Here is an 18,681-nt window from a genome sequence, read left to right on the forward strand (position 1 = left end):
GTGGGGACCCTGGCACGACACTCAAATTGCCTGCTGACACCTAATCCTGCTGGTGACACCCATATCCAGGTGTCGCCTGTCCGTTTGAGCAGCGTGGAGGCATGAGCGTGGCGTGGGCGAATTTGGGCGGCGTGGGAAACCCCGCTAGCCCGCCGTCAGGACCTTGCCCACGGCGCCGGAGACTGCTTCCTTGATGCGGGCATGAAGTCCGCGCAGGCCCGCTCGATCCACGCGCACCTCCACAAGGGTGCGGCCCTTCAGCGGCGACTTAAGTGCCTCGGCGAGTTCCGCCGTCGTGCTTACCGCTTGGTGTCCGACGCCGTATGCAGCCGCGAGTGCGGCGATGTCCACTGAGTGCGGGGTGCTGAAGAGGCGTTCGACGGCGGTGCCGTAGGCCCCGGAGTCCTCCACCTCACCGTGTTCGAGGAGGCTAAAGATGGCACCCCCGGAGTCGTTAAGGACTACGATCCGGAGATCGGGGACGGGCTCGCCCTGGCCCAGGAGCAGTCCGCCGGCGTCGTGGAGGAAGGTGACGTCGCCCAGGAGAAGCGTGGTTTCGCGTCCGCTGCCCAGGGCAATTCCTGTGGCCGTGGCGATGGTGCCATCAATGCCCGCGAGGCCGCGGTTGGCGTAAACCGTGGCGATGGGGTCGGGGTGTGGTTGGCCGGCGAGGTCGACGTCGCGGATGCCGTTGGAGGATCCGAGTACCAGTTTGCCGCGCGAGTGCTCCCAGACGGTGGCTCCGACCGAAGGACCGTTGGCCGTGGACTCCCCTGCCAGTATTCCGTCCAAGGCATGTTGGGCGGCGGCCCCTGCCAAGAGCCAGGAATCCAGCCACTCGGCAGAGCCACGGCCGGCAAACTCTGCCAGCTCAGGGAGGGTTTCGATAGGTGTCTCGCGGCGTCGCCCGGCCTCGTACCAAGCCACGGGAACCGGCTGGTAGATGGCGGATTCGATGGTGGGGCGGGCCAACAACGCAGCAACGGGCCGCGAAAGGGTGGCCCGGCCGAACAGGACTACGCGCTCGATCGGGGTGGCCGAATCCGGGCCGAAGTGCTCCAGCAGCACGCGGTATGGACCCACGGCGTTGGGCCCGAACCGCGCATTGGATGAAGGTTCCGCGAGCAACGGAAGGCCATGGGCGCGTGCGAAGGCCTCGGCCACGGGACCGGCGTCGTGACCTGCGAGGACCACCGTGCGTCGCTCGGCGAGGTCGGTGGATGCCGGCGGGAGATCCAGTGCTTGGGGACCGGCGTCGTAATGGAAAATGCTGTGACCAGCGGCGGCGGGGAGTGCATCGCCGGCATCGGGAACAAGCGGGGCGCGGAACGCGAGGTTTACTTGAACGGGTCCCGGCGGGGTGTCCTCAAGGGCGCCGGTCGCCGCGTACAGCGCAGTGGCAACTGCCCGCTGTGGGCTGTCCCCCGCGGCGACGTCGACGGCGAAGCGAACGTGTTCGCCGAAAAGGTCCAGCTGGGTTGTGGTCTGGTTCGCCCCGGTACCGTGAAGTTCCTCCGGCCGGTCCGCGGAGACGACCACCAGCGGTACGGCTGAGTGGTTGGCCTCCATCACAGCTGGCAGCAGGTTCCCGACGGCGGTACCCGAGGTGGTCAGGACGGCGGCGGGCGCTTCGGTTGCGAGGGCAAGGCCAAGGGCCATGAATCCTGCATCTCGTTCATCGATCCTGACATGAAGGAGAACTTTGCCCGCAGCTTCCGCCTCGGCCAGGGCGTACGCCATGGGCGCAGAACGTGAACCTGGCGCCACTACCACGTGCCGCACGCCGCCGTCGAGCAACGCCGTGACGGCAATTCTGGCGGAGGCGATGGATGTCAGAGAGTCCTGGGAAGTCACTGTTCCAGTCTATTGGCGTAGACCGGACCCCAAATGCTCTCTCACATCCCACCGCCACCCACGGGTTCCTCTCTCACATCCCACCGCCACCCACGGGTTCCTCTCTCACATCCCACCGCCACCCGGGTTCCTCTCTCACATCCCACCGAAACCCACGGGTTCCTCTCTCACATCCGGGCTTCGAGAGGAATCGCCCCCACTGTGGCAAGTGAGAGAACATTCGTCGAAAACCCGCAGGAAGTGAGAGAACATCCGTCAAAAACCCGCAGGAAGTGAGAGCGCAACGGAAGGACGGAAACGCCCCCCACCCATCAGCGCGGGTGGGAGAGCGATTCCGTCGGATAGGTTACTTGCGGAACACCTGAACGATCGAGGGGCGCGGAGCCCGGACCGCACCGGCGGCGGGCGTGGCTCCAGCGTCCACGTAATCCGGGAAGAAAGAGTTCTGCGCAGCGAACGTACCTTCCTCGCCCGGGTGCTGGACGGCTACGAAAACAGTGCGCTCCTCATCGTGGATGATCGGACCACAGGTCTCGGCGTCGCGCGGGACGGCGAGGAACTGCTCCACCTTTCCGCGTTCTGCGCCTTCGAGGGTGACCTTGAACAGCCCATCTGCGTAGCCGATGGTGGACGGTGCACCATCGGTGGAGATCCAGAGGTTGCCCACGGAGTCGAACGCCACGTTGTCTGGGCAGGAGATCGGGGATACCTTGTCCGCCGGGAATCCGGAGAAGTATGTGGAAGTGTTCTTGGCGGGGTCACCGGCCACCAGCAGCAAGGTCCAGTTGAACTTGGTGCCCGTCTGCTCCGGCCCTTCGGTGATTTCCACGATGTGGCCGTCGCGGTTCAGCGTACGGGGGTTGACCTCGGTGGCCCCTTCCTTGCCGGCTTTGCCGCGGTCCGAGTTGTTGGTGCAGGCCACGTAAACCTTGCCGGTGAGGAGGTTGGGCTGGACGTCTTCGCAGCGGTCCATCTTGGTGGGGCCAACCTTGTCAGCGGCAAGACGGGTGTAGACGAGAACCTCTGCGACGGACATACCGGGGACGGCGGAGGTGCCGTTGACCACGAGCGGCAACCACTCGCCAGTGCCGTCAAAGGCACCGTCTGCGGGGACTTTGCCCGTGCCGTCGACTTCCGCTGCCGGGGAGTCCCCCGTGAAGCGGGCAACGTAGAGATCTCCTTCGGACAGCAGGCCCATGTTGTTCTTGCGGGCCTCCGCTGAGTCACCGGGCTGGTATTTGCCCTTGGAGACGAACTTGTAGAGGTAATCGAAGCGCTCGTCGTCACCCATGTACGCCACCACCTGGCCTGACGGTGCGACAATCACGTTGGCGCCCTCATGCTTGAAGCGGCCCATGGCGGAGTGCTTCTTCGGGGTGGACGTGGGGTCGAACGGGTCCACTTCCACGATCCAGCCGAAGCGGTTGGTCTCATTGGCGTAGCCAGCGTTGCGGGTATCGAAGCGAGGCTCGTCGAGTTCCCACTGACGTGTGGTCGGCTTCGCAGATATGCCGTAGCGCTTGTCGCTGTCGCTGGTCCCTGGTGCGGCAAAGTAGCCGTTGAAGTTCTCTTCGCCGGAGAGGATGGTTCCCCAGGGAGTGGTACCGCCGGAGCAGTTGCCCAGCGTGCCCTTGATCCAGCGGCCGGCGGGGTCGTCGATGGTCTTGACCAGGTTGCTGCCCGCGGCGGGACCAGTGAGCTCGTAGACCGTGTCCGTGAGGTAGCGGCGATTCAGGGGTGCGCCCTGAACGTAGTTCCACGGCTTGTTCTTGTTCTTTCGCTCCAATTCCACCACCGTCAGGCCATGACCTGCCCGGCCGATGGCACGGGCCTCGGCGGCGTCAAAACCTGCGGGCAACATAATGTTCTCGTTGGTGTATTCGTGATTCGTGAACAGTACGGCACGGCGGTCCTTGGACCCGGGTACCGGGATGATGTCCGTGTAGTCGTTGTTGTAGCCGAATTGGCGTGCCTGTGCAGCAGCAGTCTGGGCGTTGAGGTCGAAGGCCGGCGAATCGGCGAAAAGGGGGTCACCCCAGCGGATAATCGGCTTCCAGTCGAACCCCTCAGGAACTGTAAAAGCGTCAACGGCGGCATCAACGGGCTTGATTGCCGTGAACTGGAGCTTTGACTTCCCGAAGCCCTGCTTGGCCGCGTCCGACAATCCGTTGCCGGCATCGGCGACCGCAGGTTCGGCACCCGTCACTGCACTACCAAGCACGACGGCGAGCGCACCGGCGGCGCCAAGCCCCAGGGCGGCGCGGCGGGTCATTGCCGTTGAAGCGATGTCGCGGAAGTAGCCGTTGGAGCTGGTGTTGCAAACGTCGCCTGCACAGGCGTTGTCGCACTTGAGCGCACACGTAACGGCACTGCGCTTGCCTTTGGTGTGGCCGAACATGGGCAGCAGTGGGAACGAGCGTCCGGTGGTATCAGACATGGGGGACCTTCCAGAGTATGTACGAGGTTCCCGCTGAGCCTTTCAGCGCAATCCGAATCCGAGAGGACACTCTGGTTAAGTTTCGGTGAACATGCTTTCCCACGAGGACGCAAGCGTGGAATGTACGCGTCGCAACCTCTCCAGCCACCAGTCGCGACGGTCCACCGGAGCCGCGTATTGCTCCAGCAGCCCGGGATCGGCGACGGCTTCGCGAAGGCGGATGGCGCCGTCGTCGGCTAGCAAGGGATCCAGGGTGATATCCGAGGCGAAGAGCGAAACCGTGCCAAGCCCGCAGGCGTATGGCAGCGAAGGCAGCGCGGCCGCGAGCGCCAGACCGGCGCGGATCCCGATGGAGGTATCCAGGGCGGAACTGACGACGGCGGGCAGGCCGGCCTGGGCGACGATGTCCAAGGCGCGTACCACTCCCCCAAGTGGCGCTACCTTGACGACGATCAGGTCCGCAGCACCCGCCCTCGCAACGCGAAGGGGGTCGGTTTCTTTCCGGACGCTTTCATCTGCGGCTATCAGGACGGGCGTTCCCTCGGTGGCAAGGCGACGGCGCACCTCAGCCAGACCCTCAATGTCCGGTACGGGTTGCTCTGCGTATTCGAGTCCAACAACAGACAATCTGCCTAGTGCCTCTACAGCCTGGCCGACATCCCAGCCTCCGTTCGCATCGACGCGGATGGCGGCGTCTGGGAGGACATCGCGCACGGCGGTGACCCGTGCGACGTCGTCGGCGAGAGATTGCCCACGCTCAGCAACTTTGATCTTGACGGCATCCACGCGGCCAAACCGATCCAGTACTTCCGGCACGCGTTCGGCGGGGACTGCGGGAACGGTGGCGTTCACGGGAATGCTGTCCCGAAGTGTTGGAGGGAAACCAATCCAGCCCGCTTCCAGGGCGGCAGAGAGCCAACGGGAGGATTCGTCGTCGTCGTATTCCGGAAAGGGGCAGAATTCCCCCCAACCCAGCGGCCCTCTCAGGAGGAGTGTTTCCCGCTCCATGATGCCGCGGAACTTCACGCGCATGGGCAGTGAAACGACGTGGGCGTTGTCCAGGAGTTCTTCGAGCGACGGCAAATCAGGGAGGCGAGCAGGCATATTGCCACTGTACCGGCGGCTCCCGACGAGAACGGCAGGCCAATATGGCTATGTGGACAACTATTCCGTCCAGTATTTCCGGATCTTGCCCAGTGCATCGCTCAGCTGCTCACCGGACAAGGTAAGGGAGCTTTCCGGCATGCCCAACGCGTCCCACCGAGCCACTAGCTGGGTGTCACCTTCTACCGGCAAAGGCCACAGCCAGTAGTGGGCCGTGGATTGAACGATTTCATCATTGCTGCTCCCCCCGCCACCGCCCAGAGTAGTCAGCACGGGACCTGTGACGTCGTCCGCCCCTTCGTACATCGACGGCCCGTGAATCGCTGCAACTGCCTTGCGCCCATCGGGGAAAGCGACCCCTATCTGCAATCCCGTCCCGGTATCGAGGCTTGAACGCGGATGGTTGAAGGATTGGTCCATGACGTCACGCCATTCGCGGTCCGACTCGTCACCGCGGCGAACTGACCACACCAAGTCCAAAGTACATCCCGTGGAATACACCTCAACCAGCTTCAGCGCCATCACTATCTGCCGGCTGTTGTAAACGAACTCGCCGATGTGAACCACGCCAGGCAGCTCGTCCGACGGCGGACCGGACCAGCCTGGGCGGAGGGGCTGGGGTTGGCGCGGACGTTGGGGTGGCTCTGGAAGATCGTCGAAGAACGTCATGTTTCCATCCTTACACCGCCACGAAAGCTAAGGGAGGGTTGCAATCCGAACGGAAGGATGGAACCGCGCTATCCTCTGATTCACGACTCTATTCGGGGGAAATATGACGCACGCACCCAATGGTTCCATGACGCCGGCCGGCTGGTACCCGGATCCTTCTTTTCCACAGCAGATGCGCTGGTGGGACGGCGTGCAATGGACTCCGCATTTGGCACCTGCCAGCCAGCAGTTCATGCCGCTCCAGCGTGTGCTGATCAGCAATCAGACGCCTGTGTACAACCCCTTCATTTGGACGGTGGTGCTGCTGCCGCTGGTGAGCATCCTTCTGATGCTTACCTGGCAGCCGGAGTTCAGAATGATCACCACCAGGCAGGGTGCCACCACCATCGACCCAATGTCGCTCTACACACCGGGCTACTTCCTGCTCCAAGCGTCAGGGGTCATCATTTATGGCGTATCTGTCCTGATGGCCTACTTGGACCACCGGCGGCTGGGCCGTTCCGGCGTCGTCCGCCCCTTCCATTGGGCATGGTGCTTCCTGAGTCCCGCCGTGTATGTCATTGGCCGCACGGTGATTGTCCGGAAGGTTGCCCCTGGCCGTGGGATGTGGCCGGTGTGGGCACTCATTGGCACATTCGTGTTGTCCATGATCGTGGCCGGCATCTGGATGTCCGCAATGATGCAATCGCTGTACTCCCAGATCGGTTATTCAATAAACGCCTAAGGTCTTGGCGCCAATCAAGGACACGATTCATGCAGTAAGTGCGTAGGCCGCACGAACCCAGGTCAGGAACTCACCGTCGATTTCAGCGACGTCCTTCACTATGACCTCGTTGTGCCACCGGTTACTCGACACGCGCTCAGCCCGGTGAACACGATCTGACTCAATCTCGCTCTCGAGGACTATGTTGACCAGAATGCCACCACGACGAGGATGAATCCCGAGAAACGCGCGCCCGTGCGTGACGTGGAAGGATGAGGCGTTCTCCTGTACTTCCCAGCCTTCCAACTCGGAGAGTGAATCCGTGATTGCCTTGTAAATACTGGAGGAAGCAGGGTCACTTTCAATGCGCTCTCTAGCGGTGCGTGCCATGGTGCCAGCATAAGCGTCACTTCCCTGAACCGGTGCCGCCTACTGCCTATATCTCCCTACGACTCATCCGAATTGCATCTTGGGCGCCGTCCTCACACGCGTTAGGTAGACTGCTGAAAAATGAAGGATGGAAGGACTCTCCCGATGAACCGCAAGGCCACAGCCCTGGACGTCGCCAAAAGGGCGGGGGTGTCCAGGAGTGCGGTCTCGCTGGTGCTCAATGGCCGCGGCGACGGCAATGTGGCCAAAGAGAGCCAGGACCGGATCCGCCTTGCCGCACAGGAACTCAACTACTCCCCCAACGCGATCGCGCTCAGCCTGCGGAACCAACGCTCCCGCGTGATCGGCATCGTTTCCGACGAAGTTGTGGTCAGCCCCTTCGACGGCAATATCATCGGCGGCGCGGACGATGTCGCCCGCAGCCGGGGCTTCGTCACCGTGGTCATGGATACCGAGCGCGACGCCGCCCGGGATGAGAGTGCAATTGAAACCCTCCTGGACCGGCAGGTGGACGGGCTCATGTACGTGACCGTGGGTTTGAAGCCGCTCGATGTGCCCCACGGCATGCTGCGCGTCCCATCAGTCCTGGCCAATTGCTACGACAACAGCCCCGAGCCTCAGCTCCATCACGTCATCCCGGACGAAGTCACCGGCGGCAGGGAAGCCACCGAGCACCTGCTGCAGTTGGGCCATCGGGACATCGCCTTGCTTGCTGGCGCTGAGGAGTCCCCGGCCGCTCCCCTGCGAGTTGAGGGCTACCGGGATGCGTATGCCGCAGCCGGCCTGTCGGTTCGCGCGGACAGGATCACCATGGCGGGTTGGGACATCGACGCCGGTTTCCACGGCGCCATGAAACTGCTCGACGGCGTGTCCCCGGCCGAGCGGCCCACGGCCATCATGTGCGCGAATGACCGTCTGGCAATCGGCGTTGCCCTGGCCGCAGCCCGTCTAGGGCTCAGCATCCCGGCGGATCTTTCGGTGATGGGTTACGACGACGAAGAACGGATCGCCGACACCATGGTCCCCGCCCTCACCACCATGGCCCTGCCGCTGCGTGAGATCGGCCGCGCGGCCATGACGACGCTCCTTGACAAGATCGAGGGCGCTACCGCCGAAGACACGGCGGAAACCACCATGGAAACGATGGTCCCCTGCCAGCTGGTTATCCGGGAATCAACCGGCCCTGCGCCCACGCGCTGAGTAGTTCGTCGTTGACCCGCTATTCCGTTGTCGGGCAACAACGGAATAGCGGGTTTGCCACGTCAAATAGGGCCCACACCACCCGGGTTCCCTGGCTGAGCTTGCGAAGTTAGGGAGGGGGTGGGGACGCAGAGCAGGCCCCACAACGCACGACGTCGGCCTGCCGCCTACTCGGGGAGAGTCAACTCCCACACGTCGGCGGTTGCGCCGGCGGGCAGGGTGAGCTGCCACTCTTCCCCAGCCGCCGGGTAGGCGCGAAGCGTCGTCGCGACCGAACCCGTGCGGTACACCTCCACAAGGGAAGCATCGATGAAGATCCGAAGCTCCTCCCCCGCGGCCAGGGAACCCGAGTAGACCACTTGCCTGTTGTCCCCGGAGCCGGTCTCTGGATGCGAAACGAGCGCCAACTCCACAACGCCGGAAGGCACATCACCACCCGTCACCAGCACTTCGGCAAACGCGGGAACCACCACCGAGCCCGCAGCACCCCCAAGAACAGAAGCACCCCTGTACGCCAATACCTCGGGCGCAGGAGAAACGGCCAGCGCCCCGTCAACCACGGACAGAACGCGAGGATGTGTCAGCACACCCGACCACCCGGCGTCGTCGATTTCCTCCTGGGTGCGGCCGCGGCGGCCGTCCCGTCCGGGACCTTCGTTGGCCCACCCCCACAACAACGCCGTAGGCGAAGAACCAGAGGAACCATAAGAGAGCTGGACAACCTGCGGTGCATAGAAGTCGCGCCCCAGATCGGACTTCCCACCGGAGGACGGCACAAACACAGGCAGCCCCGTCGCGGGGTCCGAGGCAAGGGAACCGATCAGGTGCCCAACCCCGTTGGCGTGCTCGTGGTCATCGCCAGCCAGCCAGAGCGAGAACATCATCACCCACGCGGAGCCGCCCGACGCGTCAGGCACCTGCACCAACTGCGGGCACTCCCAAATCTCGGCAGGCGTGTGAACGGCAGCCACGGGATCAGCGGAGGTTAGCCAAATCCCCTCGTAGTGCCAGTCATTCATGTCCTCCACTGTGTACAGCAGCAGAGCGGCGCGCCCATCAGACAGGCCCGCTCCTTGGAGGGCGTATCGAGCCCCGTTGAAGCGGAAGATGAAGGGATCGCGCACGGCCGTGACCAGAGGATCGGAGGGCATTGACGCAGCAACGTGCCCGGTCTGCTCCCACGTCACCAGGTCCGAGGAACCGCGGGCAATGACTACCTGCGAGTGCCCTCCGTGATCGCGGACGCCCGAGTAGACCGCGGTCGGGACGCCACCATCGGAGGTCACCACGCCCGTCCAGCAGCCTGCGGAATCCGGACCTCCGGGCTGCGGCTTCAAAGCTACGGGGTGTTCTTCCCACTGGATCAGGTCGGGGGAACTCACGTGGCCCCACTGGATCTGCGAGTGTCGGGCAGATTCCGGGTTGTACTGGAAGAAGACGTGGTATCGGCCGTTGATGTAGCTGACGCCGTTGGGATCGTTGATCCAGCCTTGGGCGGGACGCGGGTGGAAGCGCGGGAACGCCGGATCCGGATGGCTGGCAGCCGAAACAAGGGAACTAAAAAGTGCAAGGTCCGTCACTGGAACCCTTTCAATAATGAGTGGAGCTACTTGCCCGTTCCGGCGGTGAGTCCGTCCTGCAGTGCGCGCTGGCCGAACATGAACACCACCAGCGCGGGAATCATGGAGAGTACGACGCCGGCGAGCACCACGGAGATGCTTCCTGTGCCGAGGTTGCCTTGGAGGGAGACCAGTCCCAATGGCAGTGTGAAGTTCTGCTCGGAGATGGTCATGATGAGTGGCCTGAAGAACTCGTTCCAGTGGAAGTTGAACGCCAGGATGCCCACGATCGCCAGGCCCGGCATGGCCAGCGGCGCGTAGACGGAGCGGAAGGTCCGCCACGGTGAGGCGCCATCAATAGCGGCGGCCTCAGCGAGCTCACCCGGCAATCCCATGAAGTATTGGCGCATCAGGAAGGTGCCGAACGCCGTCGGGATGGCCGGAATGATCAACGCGAGCAGCGTGTCCGAGAGCCCAACACCTCGGATCAGCATAAACACCGGCACGATCGTCACCTGGGCGGGCACCATCATGGTGGCCAGCACGATGGAGAACAGGGCGCCCCGTCCCCTAAAACGAAGGTGCGCGAACGCGTAACCAGCCAGTGCCGCGGTCACCATCTGTCCGACGGCGATCAGTCCGGTCACAAGGGCACTGTTCAGTACCAGTCCCACGATGTTGAGCTGCTTGAACACCTGCTGGTAGGACGCGAGATCGGGGTTCAGCGGCAGGAAGGCAGGCGGCAGTTTGAAGGATTCCGACGGCGGCCGCAGCGAGGTGGATAACGTCCAGAGGACGGGGCCCAGGACAAAGACGGATGCGATCAGCAAGATGGCGACGCGCCCGGCAACTGACCAGTCGCGTTTTTTACGCGTAACTACAGGCGCCGTGGTTTCAACACGATCTGAAATGAGGGTCATGGCGGGCCTTACTGGTAGAAGACGAATCGTTTGCTGAGCCGGAACTGCGCGGCGGTGATGGCCATGATGATGAGCGTCAGGATCACGCCGATCGCCGAGGCCTGGCCGAATTCGAGGCGTTGGAACGCGGATTCGAAGATCACCATGACGGCGGTGCGCGTTGAGTCGCCGGGCCCGCCGCGTGTGAGCACATAGGGCTGATCGAACACTTGCAGGGCGTTGATGATGGCCATCACCGAGGCCACCAGGGTGGTGGGGCTCAGCAGCGGCAGGGTGACGTAGAAGTGCTTGCGCCACCCGGTGGCACCGTCGATCGATGCGGCCTCATAGGTTTCAACCGGGATCGAGGCAAGCCCGCCAACAAACAGCAGGAACGAGAAGCCGAAGTTCTGCCACACGTACACGAGAATTACGACGGCGGCCGATCCCCCTGGCGTCGTCAGCCACGGTACTGCGGGCACGCCGACCAGGGACAACAGCCAGTTCACCACGCCAAACTGCTCGTTGAAGAGGTACCGCATGAAGATGGAGACCGATGCGGCGGAAAGAATCAGCGGGAAGAAGAAGGCCGAGCGGAAGAACACCCGCAGCCAGGCCGGGAGCTTCTCCTGCACCATGATGGCCAAGCCCAGGGCGAGTCCCAACTGGAGGGCGACGGCCACGATGACGAACACGATGGTGTTGAGGAACGAGACGCGCACCGTCGGGTCCTGGACTACCTCGGCGAAATTATCGAAGCCCACGAACGTCGGCGCGGAGATGATGTCCCAGCGGAAGAAGGCGAGCGCCACCGAAGCGACGATCGGCAGGAGGGTGAAGATCCCCATGCCCACGATGGTCGGGGCAAGGAAGGCCCATGGCAGCCAGCGTTGTTGGACGCGGCCACGCTTGGAGGGTTGGCTGTGCTTGTGGGTGGCCTGACGGCTGCCCGGCTGCTTCCCTGTCCCGGTGGGGGTACTGGTTGCGGTGCTCATGGCTGCCTCCTCAGGGCCAGTTCAAGATCGCGCTGCATTGATTCGAGGGCCTGTTTGAGCTGGCGCTCGTCCCCGCTGACAGCCAGGGATACGTTCTTCATGAGCGCCGTCTCGACGGCGGCCTGCTGGGGTGGTGCCGGAATGGGACCTGTGGTGGGGAACCGGTCAAGCGTGTCGTAGAAGACCTTCCAGTTCCGCGGGCCGGTGCCTGCGTAGAGCTGTTCGTTGACCATGGAACGGCGGGCGGGAGTGGTGTTCGGTGTGGGGAACACGATCCTCATGGCCTCCAGGCTGGAGCTGAACTTTACCCATTCCCAGGCTGCGTCCTTGTCCTTGGCGGTCTTCATGATGGCGTAGCCTGCCGTGCCGAACTGGTGCCGCTGACCTCGCCATTTCGGGAAGAACTGGACGTCGAATCCATCTTCCGTCATTCCCGCTTCGTGGAGGCCTTGCACCCAATAGCCGCCCGCCGGCGTCGTACCTATCCTGTTGGAGGCGAAGAGACCAATCAGTGCACTGCCGCCGCCTTCCTCGGGCCGGACACCCAGCCCGTCTTTCACCAGGCCGCGGAGGTAGTCGAACGATTCGAAGACGCGGGGATCGTCCGCGTTGGGTTCCAGCCATTGGTAACCGCCGGAGCGGAGGCTGCGCGAGGGATCGTTGCCATAGAAGCCATCCCACAGCCATTCGCCGCCGGTGGACTTGGTTTCTTTGAGGAAGCTCGTCTCGTTGGCATACAGCCATGGCACTACTCCACCGAAGAGTCGGTTGGTCCAGTAATAGGGCGTGAAGTCCTGTGGCTTGGCCTTTTTCATCGCAGCGAGCGTGCTGCGGAAGTCCAGGTGCGTCCAGTCGTCGGCAGGGCGTTCAAGGCCGGCCTGCTGGAATGCTGCGGTGTTGTAGTACATGTTGGCGGCGTTCCAGTCGATAGGGAGCTGGAACAGGCTGCCCTTGTACATGAAGGCTTCCACCAGGCTGGGGTGGACGTCCTCGAAGTACTCCTTCATGTGCTCGGCGTCGCGGCGCAGGTACTCGTCCAGCGGATGGGCCAGCTTCTCGGCGAAGAGCTGGGCGCCTTCCGTTGCCACGTACACAACGTCCGGCGGCGTGCCTGCTGCCACCATGGTGAGGATCTTGGTGAAGAAGTCCTTCCAGTCCACGGCCTGGATGGCTTGGACCTTGACCTTGATCTCGGGGTGGACCTTCGCGAAGGCGTCGATGACCTTTTGACGCGCTGCGGCGTCTGCGGCGGTGCCCATGATGGCGATGCTGAGGCTATTGTCTCCCCGGCCTGGAATATCCGTCCCAGTCAATCGCGGCCACGACGCCGCTGTTGCTCCGACTATCCCAGCACCGAGGGCTGTGAGGGCGGTTCTGCGTGTGAATTGTCGCAAAGCCCCATTGGTTCCCGGCATGTAGATTTCCTTCCCTAACACGTGTGAGGAAGCCTATTCCGGTCACCTAACACGTGTCAACCGTCACAGGAGTGTTGCGGCGGCCTCACGACAGTACTCTGCGGGGGAGCCGCCAATCGCGTCATGATTCTTCGCCAAGGCATTATCCAGTTGAGTTAGGTTAGGTTTACCTTGTTACATTGACCCGTGACTACCCAACCGGATGTGGCCCGAATCTCGTTCGCCACCAACCTGGCGTCTTTCGGCGACCGCACAGCCATCAGCACCGGGGATTGCACCATCAGCTACCGCGACCTTGCCGCGCGAGTGGAGGACATGGCACGCAGACTCGGCCCTGCGCGGCGCCTGATCGCCCTTGAAGCCGACAACACCCTGCCGTCCCTGACTGTGTATCTCGCCGCCCTGGCGTCAGGCCATCCGTTGCTTATCCTGCCCGCGGGCGGCGGAAAAGCAGCCGAAACACTCATCGCGGCCTACGATCCAGACATCATTGCCCGGACCTCCAACAGTGAACCCATTGTGGAAGTGCGCCGACACGAGACAACACACCAGTTGCACCCGGATCTGGCGCTTCTGGTGAGCACGTCAGGCTCCACGGGATCACCGAAACTCGTTCGCCTTTCCGGGGCTTCCATCCAGGCGAACGCGGCAGCCATCGCACAGTACTTGCACCTTCGCCCCAGCGATACTGCCGCCACAACACTCCCCCTCTCCTACTGCTATGGGATGAGCGTGGTGAACAGCCATCTTCTGGTAGGCGCATCTCTGGCGCTGACGGACCTCTCCGTAGTGGACCCCTGTTTTTGGGACTTGGTCCGTTCCCAGAGGGTGACCTCCTTCGCTGCCGTGCCTTACACCTTCGAGCTTCTGGACCGTGCGGGATTCGAGCACATAGACGTTCCGAGCCTGCGCTACATCACGCAGGCCGGAGGTCGCCTTACTCCGGAGCGCGTCCGGTCCTATGCAGAGTTGGGCCGGGAGCGCGGTTGGGACCTCTTTGTCATGTACGGGCAGACCGAAGCCACAGCCCGCATGGCTTACTTGCCGCCGGACCTGGCGGCGGAGCATCCACAGGCCATTGGAGTCGCGATTCCCGGCGGAGAATTCCGGCTCGAACCGGTCCCGGGGTTGGACGACCATGAGCTGGTCTACACAGGCCCGAATGTCATGCTGGGCTACGCAGAAAAGCCCGAAGACCTGGCCCTTGGGCGGGAAGTCACAGAGCTCCACACGGGGGACCTTGCCCGGCTTGGACCTGATGAGCTCTATGAGATCGTTGGCAGGCGCAGCCGATTCGTGAAAATCGTTGGTCTACGCGTTGACCTGGGACGGGTGGAACGGCTCCTTGCCGACCTTGGACTAACAGCCGCTGCCGCCGGCTCCGACGACGCTGTGGTCGCCGCGGTGGAGGGCCACCACGATCTCGCCTTGGTAGCCAAGAGCCTGGCGCAGGATCTGGGCCTACCGCGCGCAGCCGTCCAGCTGCATTCGGTGCCAGACATTCCACGGCTCGGCAATGGGAAGCCTGATTATCCGGCCATCCTCGCATTGTCTGCGCAGTCCGAGCGGGGCCACGGGGCACAGTCCTCGGAACCCGCGCCTGAGACAGAGACTGTTCGTGAGATCTTCGCAGACGTCCTGGAACGCCAGGACATCGCAGAGACGGACAGCTTCGTTTCCCTTGGCGGAGATTCGCTCTCCTATGTAGCTGCGTCAGTCCGGCTTGAGCGCGCGCTGGGCCGCATCCCTCAAGGGTGGCACCTGATGCCCATTTGCGAGCTCGTCCCGGCATCTGAGCCCACAGCTCATCGAACCCGGGAAGATGCGGGTGCCATGGGCAAGGGATTTCTCCGTACATGGCGGGGGAAGTTGTCGGCACGCATGGAAACGGGGATCGTGCTGCGTGCGGTGGCCATCATTTTCATCGTGGCCACGCACATCAAATTCTTCTCCTGGGAAGGCACCGCGCACGTGCTTATGGCGGTGGCTGGCTACAACTTTGCCCGTTTCCAGCTGACGGGATCCCGGCGGGAACGGCTCCGTCGGCAGTTGCGTGCCGTGGCGCGGATTGTCATACCCAGCGTCGTGGTCATCGGCGCCGCCTTCGCCGTCACTGACGACTACGGCTGGCACAACGTGCTCTTATTGAACTCGCTCGTGGGCCCGCAGGGGTGGACTGACATGTCCCGCTTCTGGTTTGTCGAAGTATTGGTTCACATCCTGGTCGGATTGGCTGTCCTGCTGGCCATACCCGCGGTAGACCGTGCACTGCGCAGATGGCCGTGGGCGTTTCCTCTCGCGTTGGCCGGTGTCGACCTCCTGCAGCGCTTCGACGTCATCGAGTTGCCGTACCCTGGCCAAGGGCCTGTCCTGTGGCTGTTCGCCTTCGGATGGGCTGCTGCTGTATCCAGAAAGCGGTGGCAACGCGCTGCCATGACCGCCTTCGCCCTCCTGACGATTCCAGGGTCCTTCAGCAACGAATACCGCAGCGCCACTATCCTGGCCGGCTTCCTCATCCTGCTCTGGATCCCTACCCTGCCCGTGCCGCGTGGCCTGCACCGCATCACGGCACTTTTGGCCAGCTCATCCTTGTATATCTACGTCACGCACTGGCTCGTGTATCCGCTCTTTGAACAGGCCAACCAGGGACTGGCCCTTGCGGCATCATTGCTCGTGGGCGTGGCCTACTGGGCCACTGCGACGCGGGCCATGGGCAGCGTGGAGCGGTGGCTTCGTCACCGACAAAAGCGGCGCCACGTTAATTCCTCCGGCTCACAGCCGGACGGGGGTTCAGTGCTGGGTGGGGGTTCAGTGCTGGATAGGTTTTCAGTGCTGGATACGAGGATGGCGCATCGATCGCGTTCTCGCGGATGAGTGCGAGAAGACTGGTCGCGCGCCCGAAAACGCCCTCTTGTGACCCTCGCGGCGGCCTCTCCGGTTCGCGGAGGTCCCATCTTCCCGAGAATGCGACGGAGCCAGCAGCATCAGCGGCACAATGGTTATCCCCAGCCAGACAATCACAGCCAGCAACGCCAGCATTAGGCCTGTAGTAGGTTCCATACGTTAAGAGTAGGCCGATTTACCCTTGACCATAAGGCGCCTTATTGATATATACGCCACGCCAGAGGCATCTTCACATGAGCCTTCCAGCGAACTGTGGCAGTCTAGATTCAATGAGTTCCCAGCAGTCCCGCTCCCTGGCAATGTCCCCTGACCGGTCAGCACAAGGTCGCAAGCCCGGTTTCGGTACAGGACTGCTTTTCTGCCTCGGTACCATCGCCAGCATGCTGGGCTTGATTGCCACGTACTACTTCTTCGTGCGGACCACCATGGGTCAGTTCATCGACGAGTCAGCATTGGTCGAGGCCACCGAACTGAGCGGATCTGCGGGCAGGGCCTCCACGAAATTCCTGGATATGCTGCCCATCCTGTCATTGGCAATCGCCACCTTGGTGGTGCTCTTCGTGACGGTGGCGCGTCGCCGTTGGACCGCCGCAGGAATTGCCATCACCGCGTGCATCGCCGCCAATCTGGCTACCCAGGTACTCAAGTTCTTTATCCCCGACAGGCCAGACCGCGGTGTGCAGACACTTGAACTCAACTCACTGCCGTCCGGCCACACAACGTTGGCAGCTTCTGCTGCTGCGGCGGTCTTCCTCATGGTCTCGCCCCGCTGGCGGCCCCTGGCAGGCTTCCTTGGCAGCACGTTCGCCGTGGCCACTGGAGTTTCCACGCTCATCAATCAATGGCACCGGCCTTCCGACGTCGTAGCAGCCTTCCTTGTGGTGGGCGCTGTCATGCTGCCCGCCGGCTGGCTGATCCTCCGCACCGGAAGCAGCTGGAATGTTTGGAAGGGCTACGGCGAGCACTGGGCTGCATCACGGCTCTGGGTATGGCTCACCGCCATTGCCTTACTCCTGGCAGCTATCGTGGCAGGCTACTCACTGCTCCAAGTAATGCCGGGACTCAGCGCCGACAGCACCGTGGACTACTTCTGGTCCGGGACCGCGTTCATAGTCCTCGCCGGATACCTGTCCGCGCTTGGTGGGACGTGGCTGTTCGGCTTGGCGGCCAGGAAGCGCTAAGGAACCAGCGGTTTAACGCTCGACGCCGACAGCTTACCTTTGGAGCGACGCTCCAGTCGCGCGGCCGGCGTGGAACCGGCCGCTTGTTTGGGTGCCTCAGTCCTCCGGGCGTACGGAATCGAAGAACCTGGGATCCCCCGCGTGCTCATCCTTGCTGGCCCGTGCTTGGTCATGGATGAATTCCCGGTCATCTTCGGTCAACAATGTGCCTCCGTGCCCGTCGACAGGACCATCCTCACCACTTTCATGGTTGAGCTTGGCCGTTACCGTACGCGGGATGATCATGCTCCCGGGATTGTCGATAAGCCATTGCCGCGTATCCGGAGATAGCTGGTTCCAAATTTCCCTGATGTGCATTCTTATCAGCACTGCCCTTCAATGATGGGTTAGTTGGATCGGACTCGCTGCGATTTAGCGCAAGTGAAATTGAATGTGAAGGCCGCACAGAATGTGTACGTGCTTTGAGCGAACCCGGCCGCCAGGCGGGTGGCGCCAAGATGCGCCGCGGAATGGCCCGGCGTCAGGAGCGAATATCCTCAAAACTCAGGCTACGCCCTTTCGGCCCATTCCTGACCACAAGTCCCGCAGACTTTTCTTCCTGACACTAGGCTGACCGGATGACGACGATTGAGGCCTTGGGGCCGACCTTGCTGGGGGTCGTTCTCCTCGTGACCCTGACCGCGGCAGCGCTGACCGCCTATAAAGTGCCTTACAGGTGGGCGCCAGCGTTGGCGATCCTGCGGGGGACGGTTCAGTTAGCAGCTATCAGTGTCATCCTCAGCGGTGTCATCTCAAGTCCCGGCTTCGTGGCGCTGGCACTGCTGATCATGTTTGCTGTGGCTGCAACGACTGCTGCCCGGCGAATCGGGTGGAGTTGGAAAACCCTTGGCCTCGTTGGCGGATCCATGGGGCTGGGCGTCGCCGTGACGCTCGGCGTCATCTTCGCCAGCGGCGCGGTTGCGCTGACTCCACGTTATGCATTGGCGATTGGTGGCATCATCATCGGCAACGCCATGACCACGGCGACCCTGGCCGGTCGCCGTTTCTCGGAGGCCGTCCGTGATCACTGGGAGGAAGTGGAAGGGTGGTTGGCCCTGGGCGCGACACCTCGCCGGTCAACGTTGGAATTGGCCCGTCGCGCCGTCTATTCAGCATTGATTCCATCCATTGACCAAACGAAGACTACGGGGCTAGTTACTCTTCCGGGTGCTTTTGTCGGGGCGATCTTCGGCGGTGTTTCACCCCATGAAGCCGGGAGGTTCCAGATTGTGGTCCTGGCCGGGATCATGGCCGCCGGTGCTTTCACCGCCGTTTCAGTCATCGCTTCCCGTGCCGCTGTTCAGGTGCGTCCAGCGCCGTTGGACCCGTGAT

At 62.8% G+C, this 18,681-nt stretch carries 15 protein-coding genes; 5 read left to right on the forward strand and 10 right to left on the reverse strand.

All coding sequences use genetic code 11. The features are described 5' to 3' along the window. Window positions 1-144: 144 nt before the first annotated feature. The 4 genes from menD to LDN75_RS18745 form a co-directional block, all read right to left on the reverse strand. Window positions 145-1,854 (reverse strand): 2-succinyl-5-enolpyruvyl-6-hydroxy-3-cyclohexene-1-carboxylic-acid synthase, encoded by a 1,710-nt coding sequence (gene menD / locus LDN75_RS18730; protein WP_223934205.1) that lies wholly within the window; start codon window positions 1,852-1,854, stop codon window positions 145-147. 346 nt (window positions 1,855-2,200) lie between these two features. Then, window positions 2,201-4,291, reverse strand: coding sequence for a PhoX family phosphatase (locus tag LDN75_RS18735; RefSeq protein WP_223934206.1), 2,091 nt, complete (start codon window positions 4,289-4,291; stop codon window positions 2,201-2,203). Between the two features lie 75 nt (window positions 4,292-4,366). Continuing rightward, a complete protein-coding gene (locus LDN75_RS18740; RefSeq protein ID WP_223934207.1) occupies window positions 4,367-5,395 on the reverse strand; it encodes an o-succinylbenzoate synthase in 1,029 nt (342 codons plus the stop codon). 60 nt (window positions 5,396-5,455) lie between these two features. Next, complete coding sequence (locus LDN75_RS18745) at window positions 5,456-6,064, reverse strand: hypothetical protein (RefSeq protein WP_223934208.1); 609 nt, start codon at window positions 6,062-6,064, stop codon at window positions 5,456-5,458. Window positions 6,065-6,167: 103 nt separating this feature from the next. On the opposite strand from LDN75_RS18745, the gene LDN75_RS18750 reads away from it, so the two are divergent. After that, entirely contained in the window at window positions 6,168-6,788 is a 621-nt protein-coding gene (locus LDN75_RS18750; protein ID WP_223934209.1) for a DUF2510 domain-containing protein, read from the forward strand. Between the two features lie 27 nt (window positions 6,789-6,815). Here LDN75_RS18750 and LDN75_RS18755 read toward each other — a convergent pair whose 3' ends face one another. Next, window positions 6,816-7,157 (reverse strand): DUF5655 domain-containing protein, encoded by a 342-nt coding sequence (locus LDN75_RS18755; protein WP_223934210.1) that lies wholly within the window; start codon window positions 7,155-7,157, stop codon window positions 6,816-6,818. A 144-nt stretch (window positions 7,158-7,301) separates the two neighbouring features. Between LDN75_RS18755 and LDN75_RS18760 the strand changes: the two genes are divergently transcribed. Beyond that, on the forward strand, window positions 7,302-8,357 hold the full coding sequence (locus LDN75_RS18760; RefSeq protein WP_223934211.1) for a LacI family DNA-binding transcriptional regulator: 1,056 nt from the start codon (window positions 7,302-7,304) through the stop codon (window positions 8,355-8,357). Between the two features lie 167 nt (window positions 8,358-8,524). On the opposite strand, the gene LDN75_RS18765 is transcribed toward LDN75_RS18760, so the two are convergent. The 4 genes from LDN75_RS18765 to LDN75_RS18780 are packed head-to-tail and all read right to left on the reverse strand — an operon-like array spanning window position 8,525 to window position 13,225. After that, the gene (locus tag LDN75_RS18765) at window positions 8,525-9,937 is read right to left on the reverse strand and encodes a glycoside hydrolase family 32 protein (RefSeq protein ID WP_223934212.1); all 1,413 of its coding nucleotides are present in this window, start codon (window positions 9,935-9,937) and stop codon (window positions 8,525-8,527) included. 26 nt (window positions 9,938-9,963) lie between these two features. Then, on the reverse strand, window positions 9,964-10,836 hold the full coding sequence (locus LDN75_RS18770) for a carbohydrate ABC transporter permease (RefSeq protein WP_223934213.1): 873 nt from the start codon (window positions 10,834-10,836) through the stop codon (window positions 9,964-9,966). 8 nt (window positions 10,837-10,844) lie between these two features. Next, on the reverse strand, window positions 10,845-11,810 hold the full coding sequence (locus LDN75_RS18775) for a sugar ABC transporter permease (protein ID WP_223934214.1): 966 nt from the start codon (window positions 11,808-11,810) through the stop codon (window positions 10,845-10,847). Further along, window positions 11,807-13,225 carry an extracellular solute-binding protein gene (locus tag LDN75_RS18780; protein WP_223934215.1) on the reverse strand — a complete coding sequence of 473 codons (1,419 nt, stop codon included), beginning with the start codon at window positions 13,223-13,225 and terminating at the stop codon, window positions 11,807-11,809. The genes LDN75_RS18775 and LDN75_RS18780 overlap by 4 nt, the downstream gene beginning before the upstream one ends. A 186-nt stretch (window positions 13,226-13,411) precedes the next feature. Between LDN75_RS18780 and LDN75_RS18785 the strand changes: the two genes are divergently transcribed. Together LDN75_RS18785 and LDN75_RS18790 are read left to right on the forward strand one after the other, a co-directional pair. Further along, the gene (locus LDN75_RS18785) at window positions 13,412-16,099 is read left to right on the forward strand and encodes an AMP-binding protein (protein WP_223934216.1); all 2,688 of its coding nucleotides are present in this window, start codon (window positions 13,412-13,414) and stop codon (window positions 16,097-16,099) included. Between the two features lie 299 nt (window positions 16,100-16,398). Continuing rightward, window positions 16,399-17,310, forward strand: coding sequence for a phosphatase PAP2 family protein (locus LDN75_RS18790; protein WP_223934217.1), 912 nt, complete (start codon window positions 16,399-16,401; stop codon window positions 17,308-17,310). Between the two features lie 96 nt (window positions 17,311-17,406). Here the strand turns inward: LDN75_RS18790 and LDN75_RS18795 are convergent, their stop codons facing one another. Next, window positions 17,407-17,667, reverse strand: coding sequence for a hypothetical protein (locus tag LDN75_RS18795; RefSeq protein ID WP_223934218.1), 261 nt, complete (start codon window positions 17,665-17,667; stop codon window positions 17,407-17,409). Window positions 17,668-17,927: 260 nt separating this feature from the next. Between LDN75_RS18795 and LDN75_RS18800 the strand changes: the two genes are divergently transcribed. Next, on the forward strand, window positions 17,928-18,680 hold the full coding sequence (locus tag LDN75_RS18800) for an ABC transporter permease (protein WP_223934219.1): 753 nt from the start codon (window positions 17,928-17,930) through the stop codon (window positions 18,678-18,680). Window position 18,681: the final 1 nt, after the last annotated feature.

Source organism: Arthrobacter sp. StoSoilB5 (assembly GCF_019977235.1).
GTDB lineage: Bacteria > Actinomycetota > Actinomycetes > Actinomycetales > Micrococcaceae > Arthrobacter.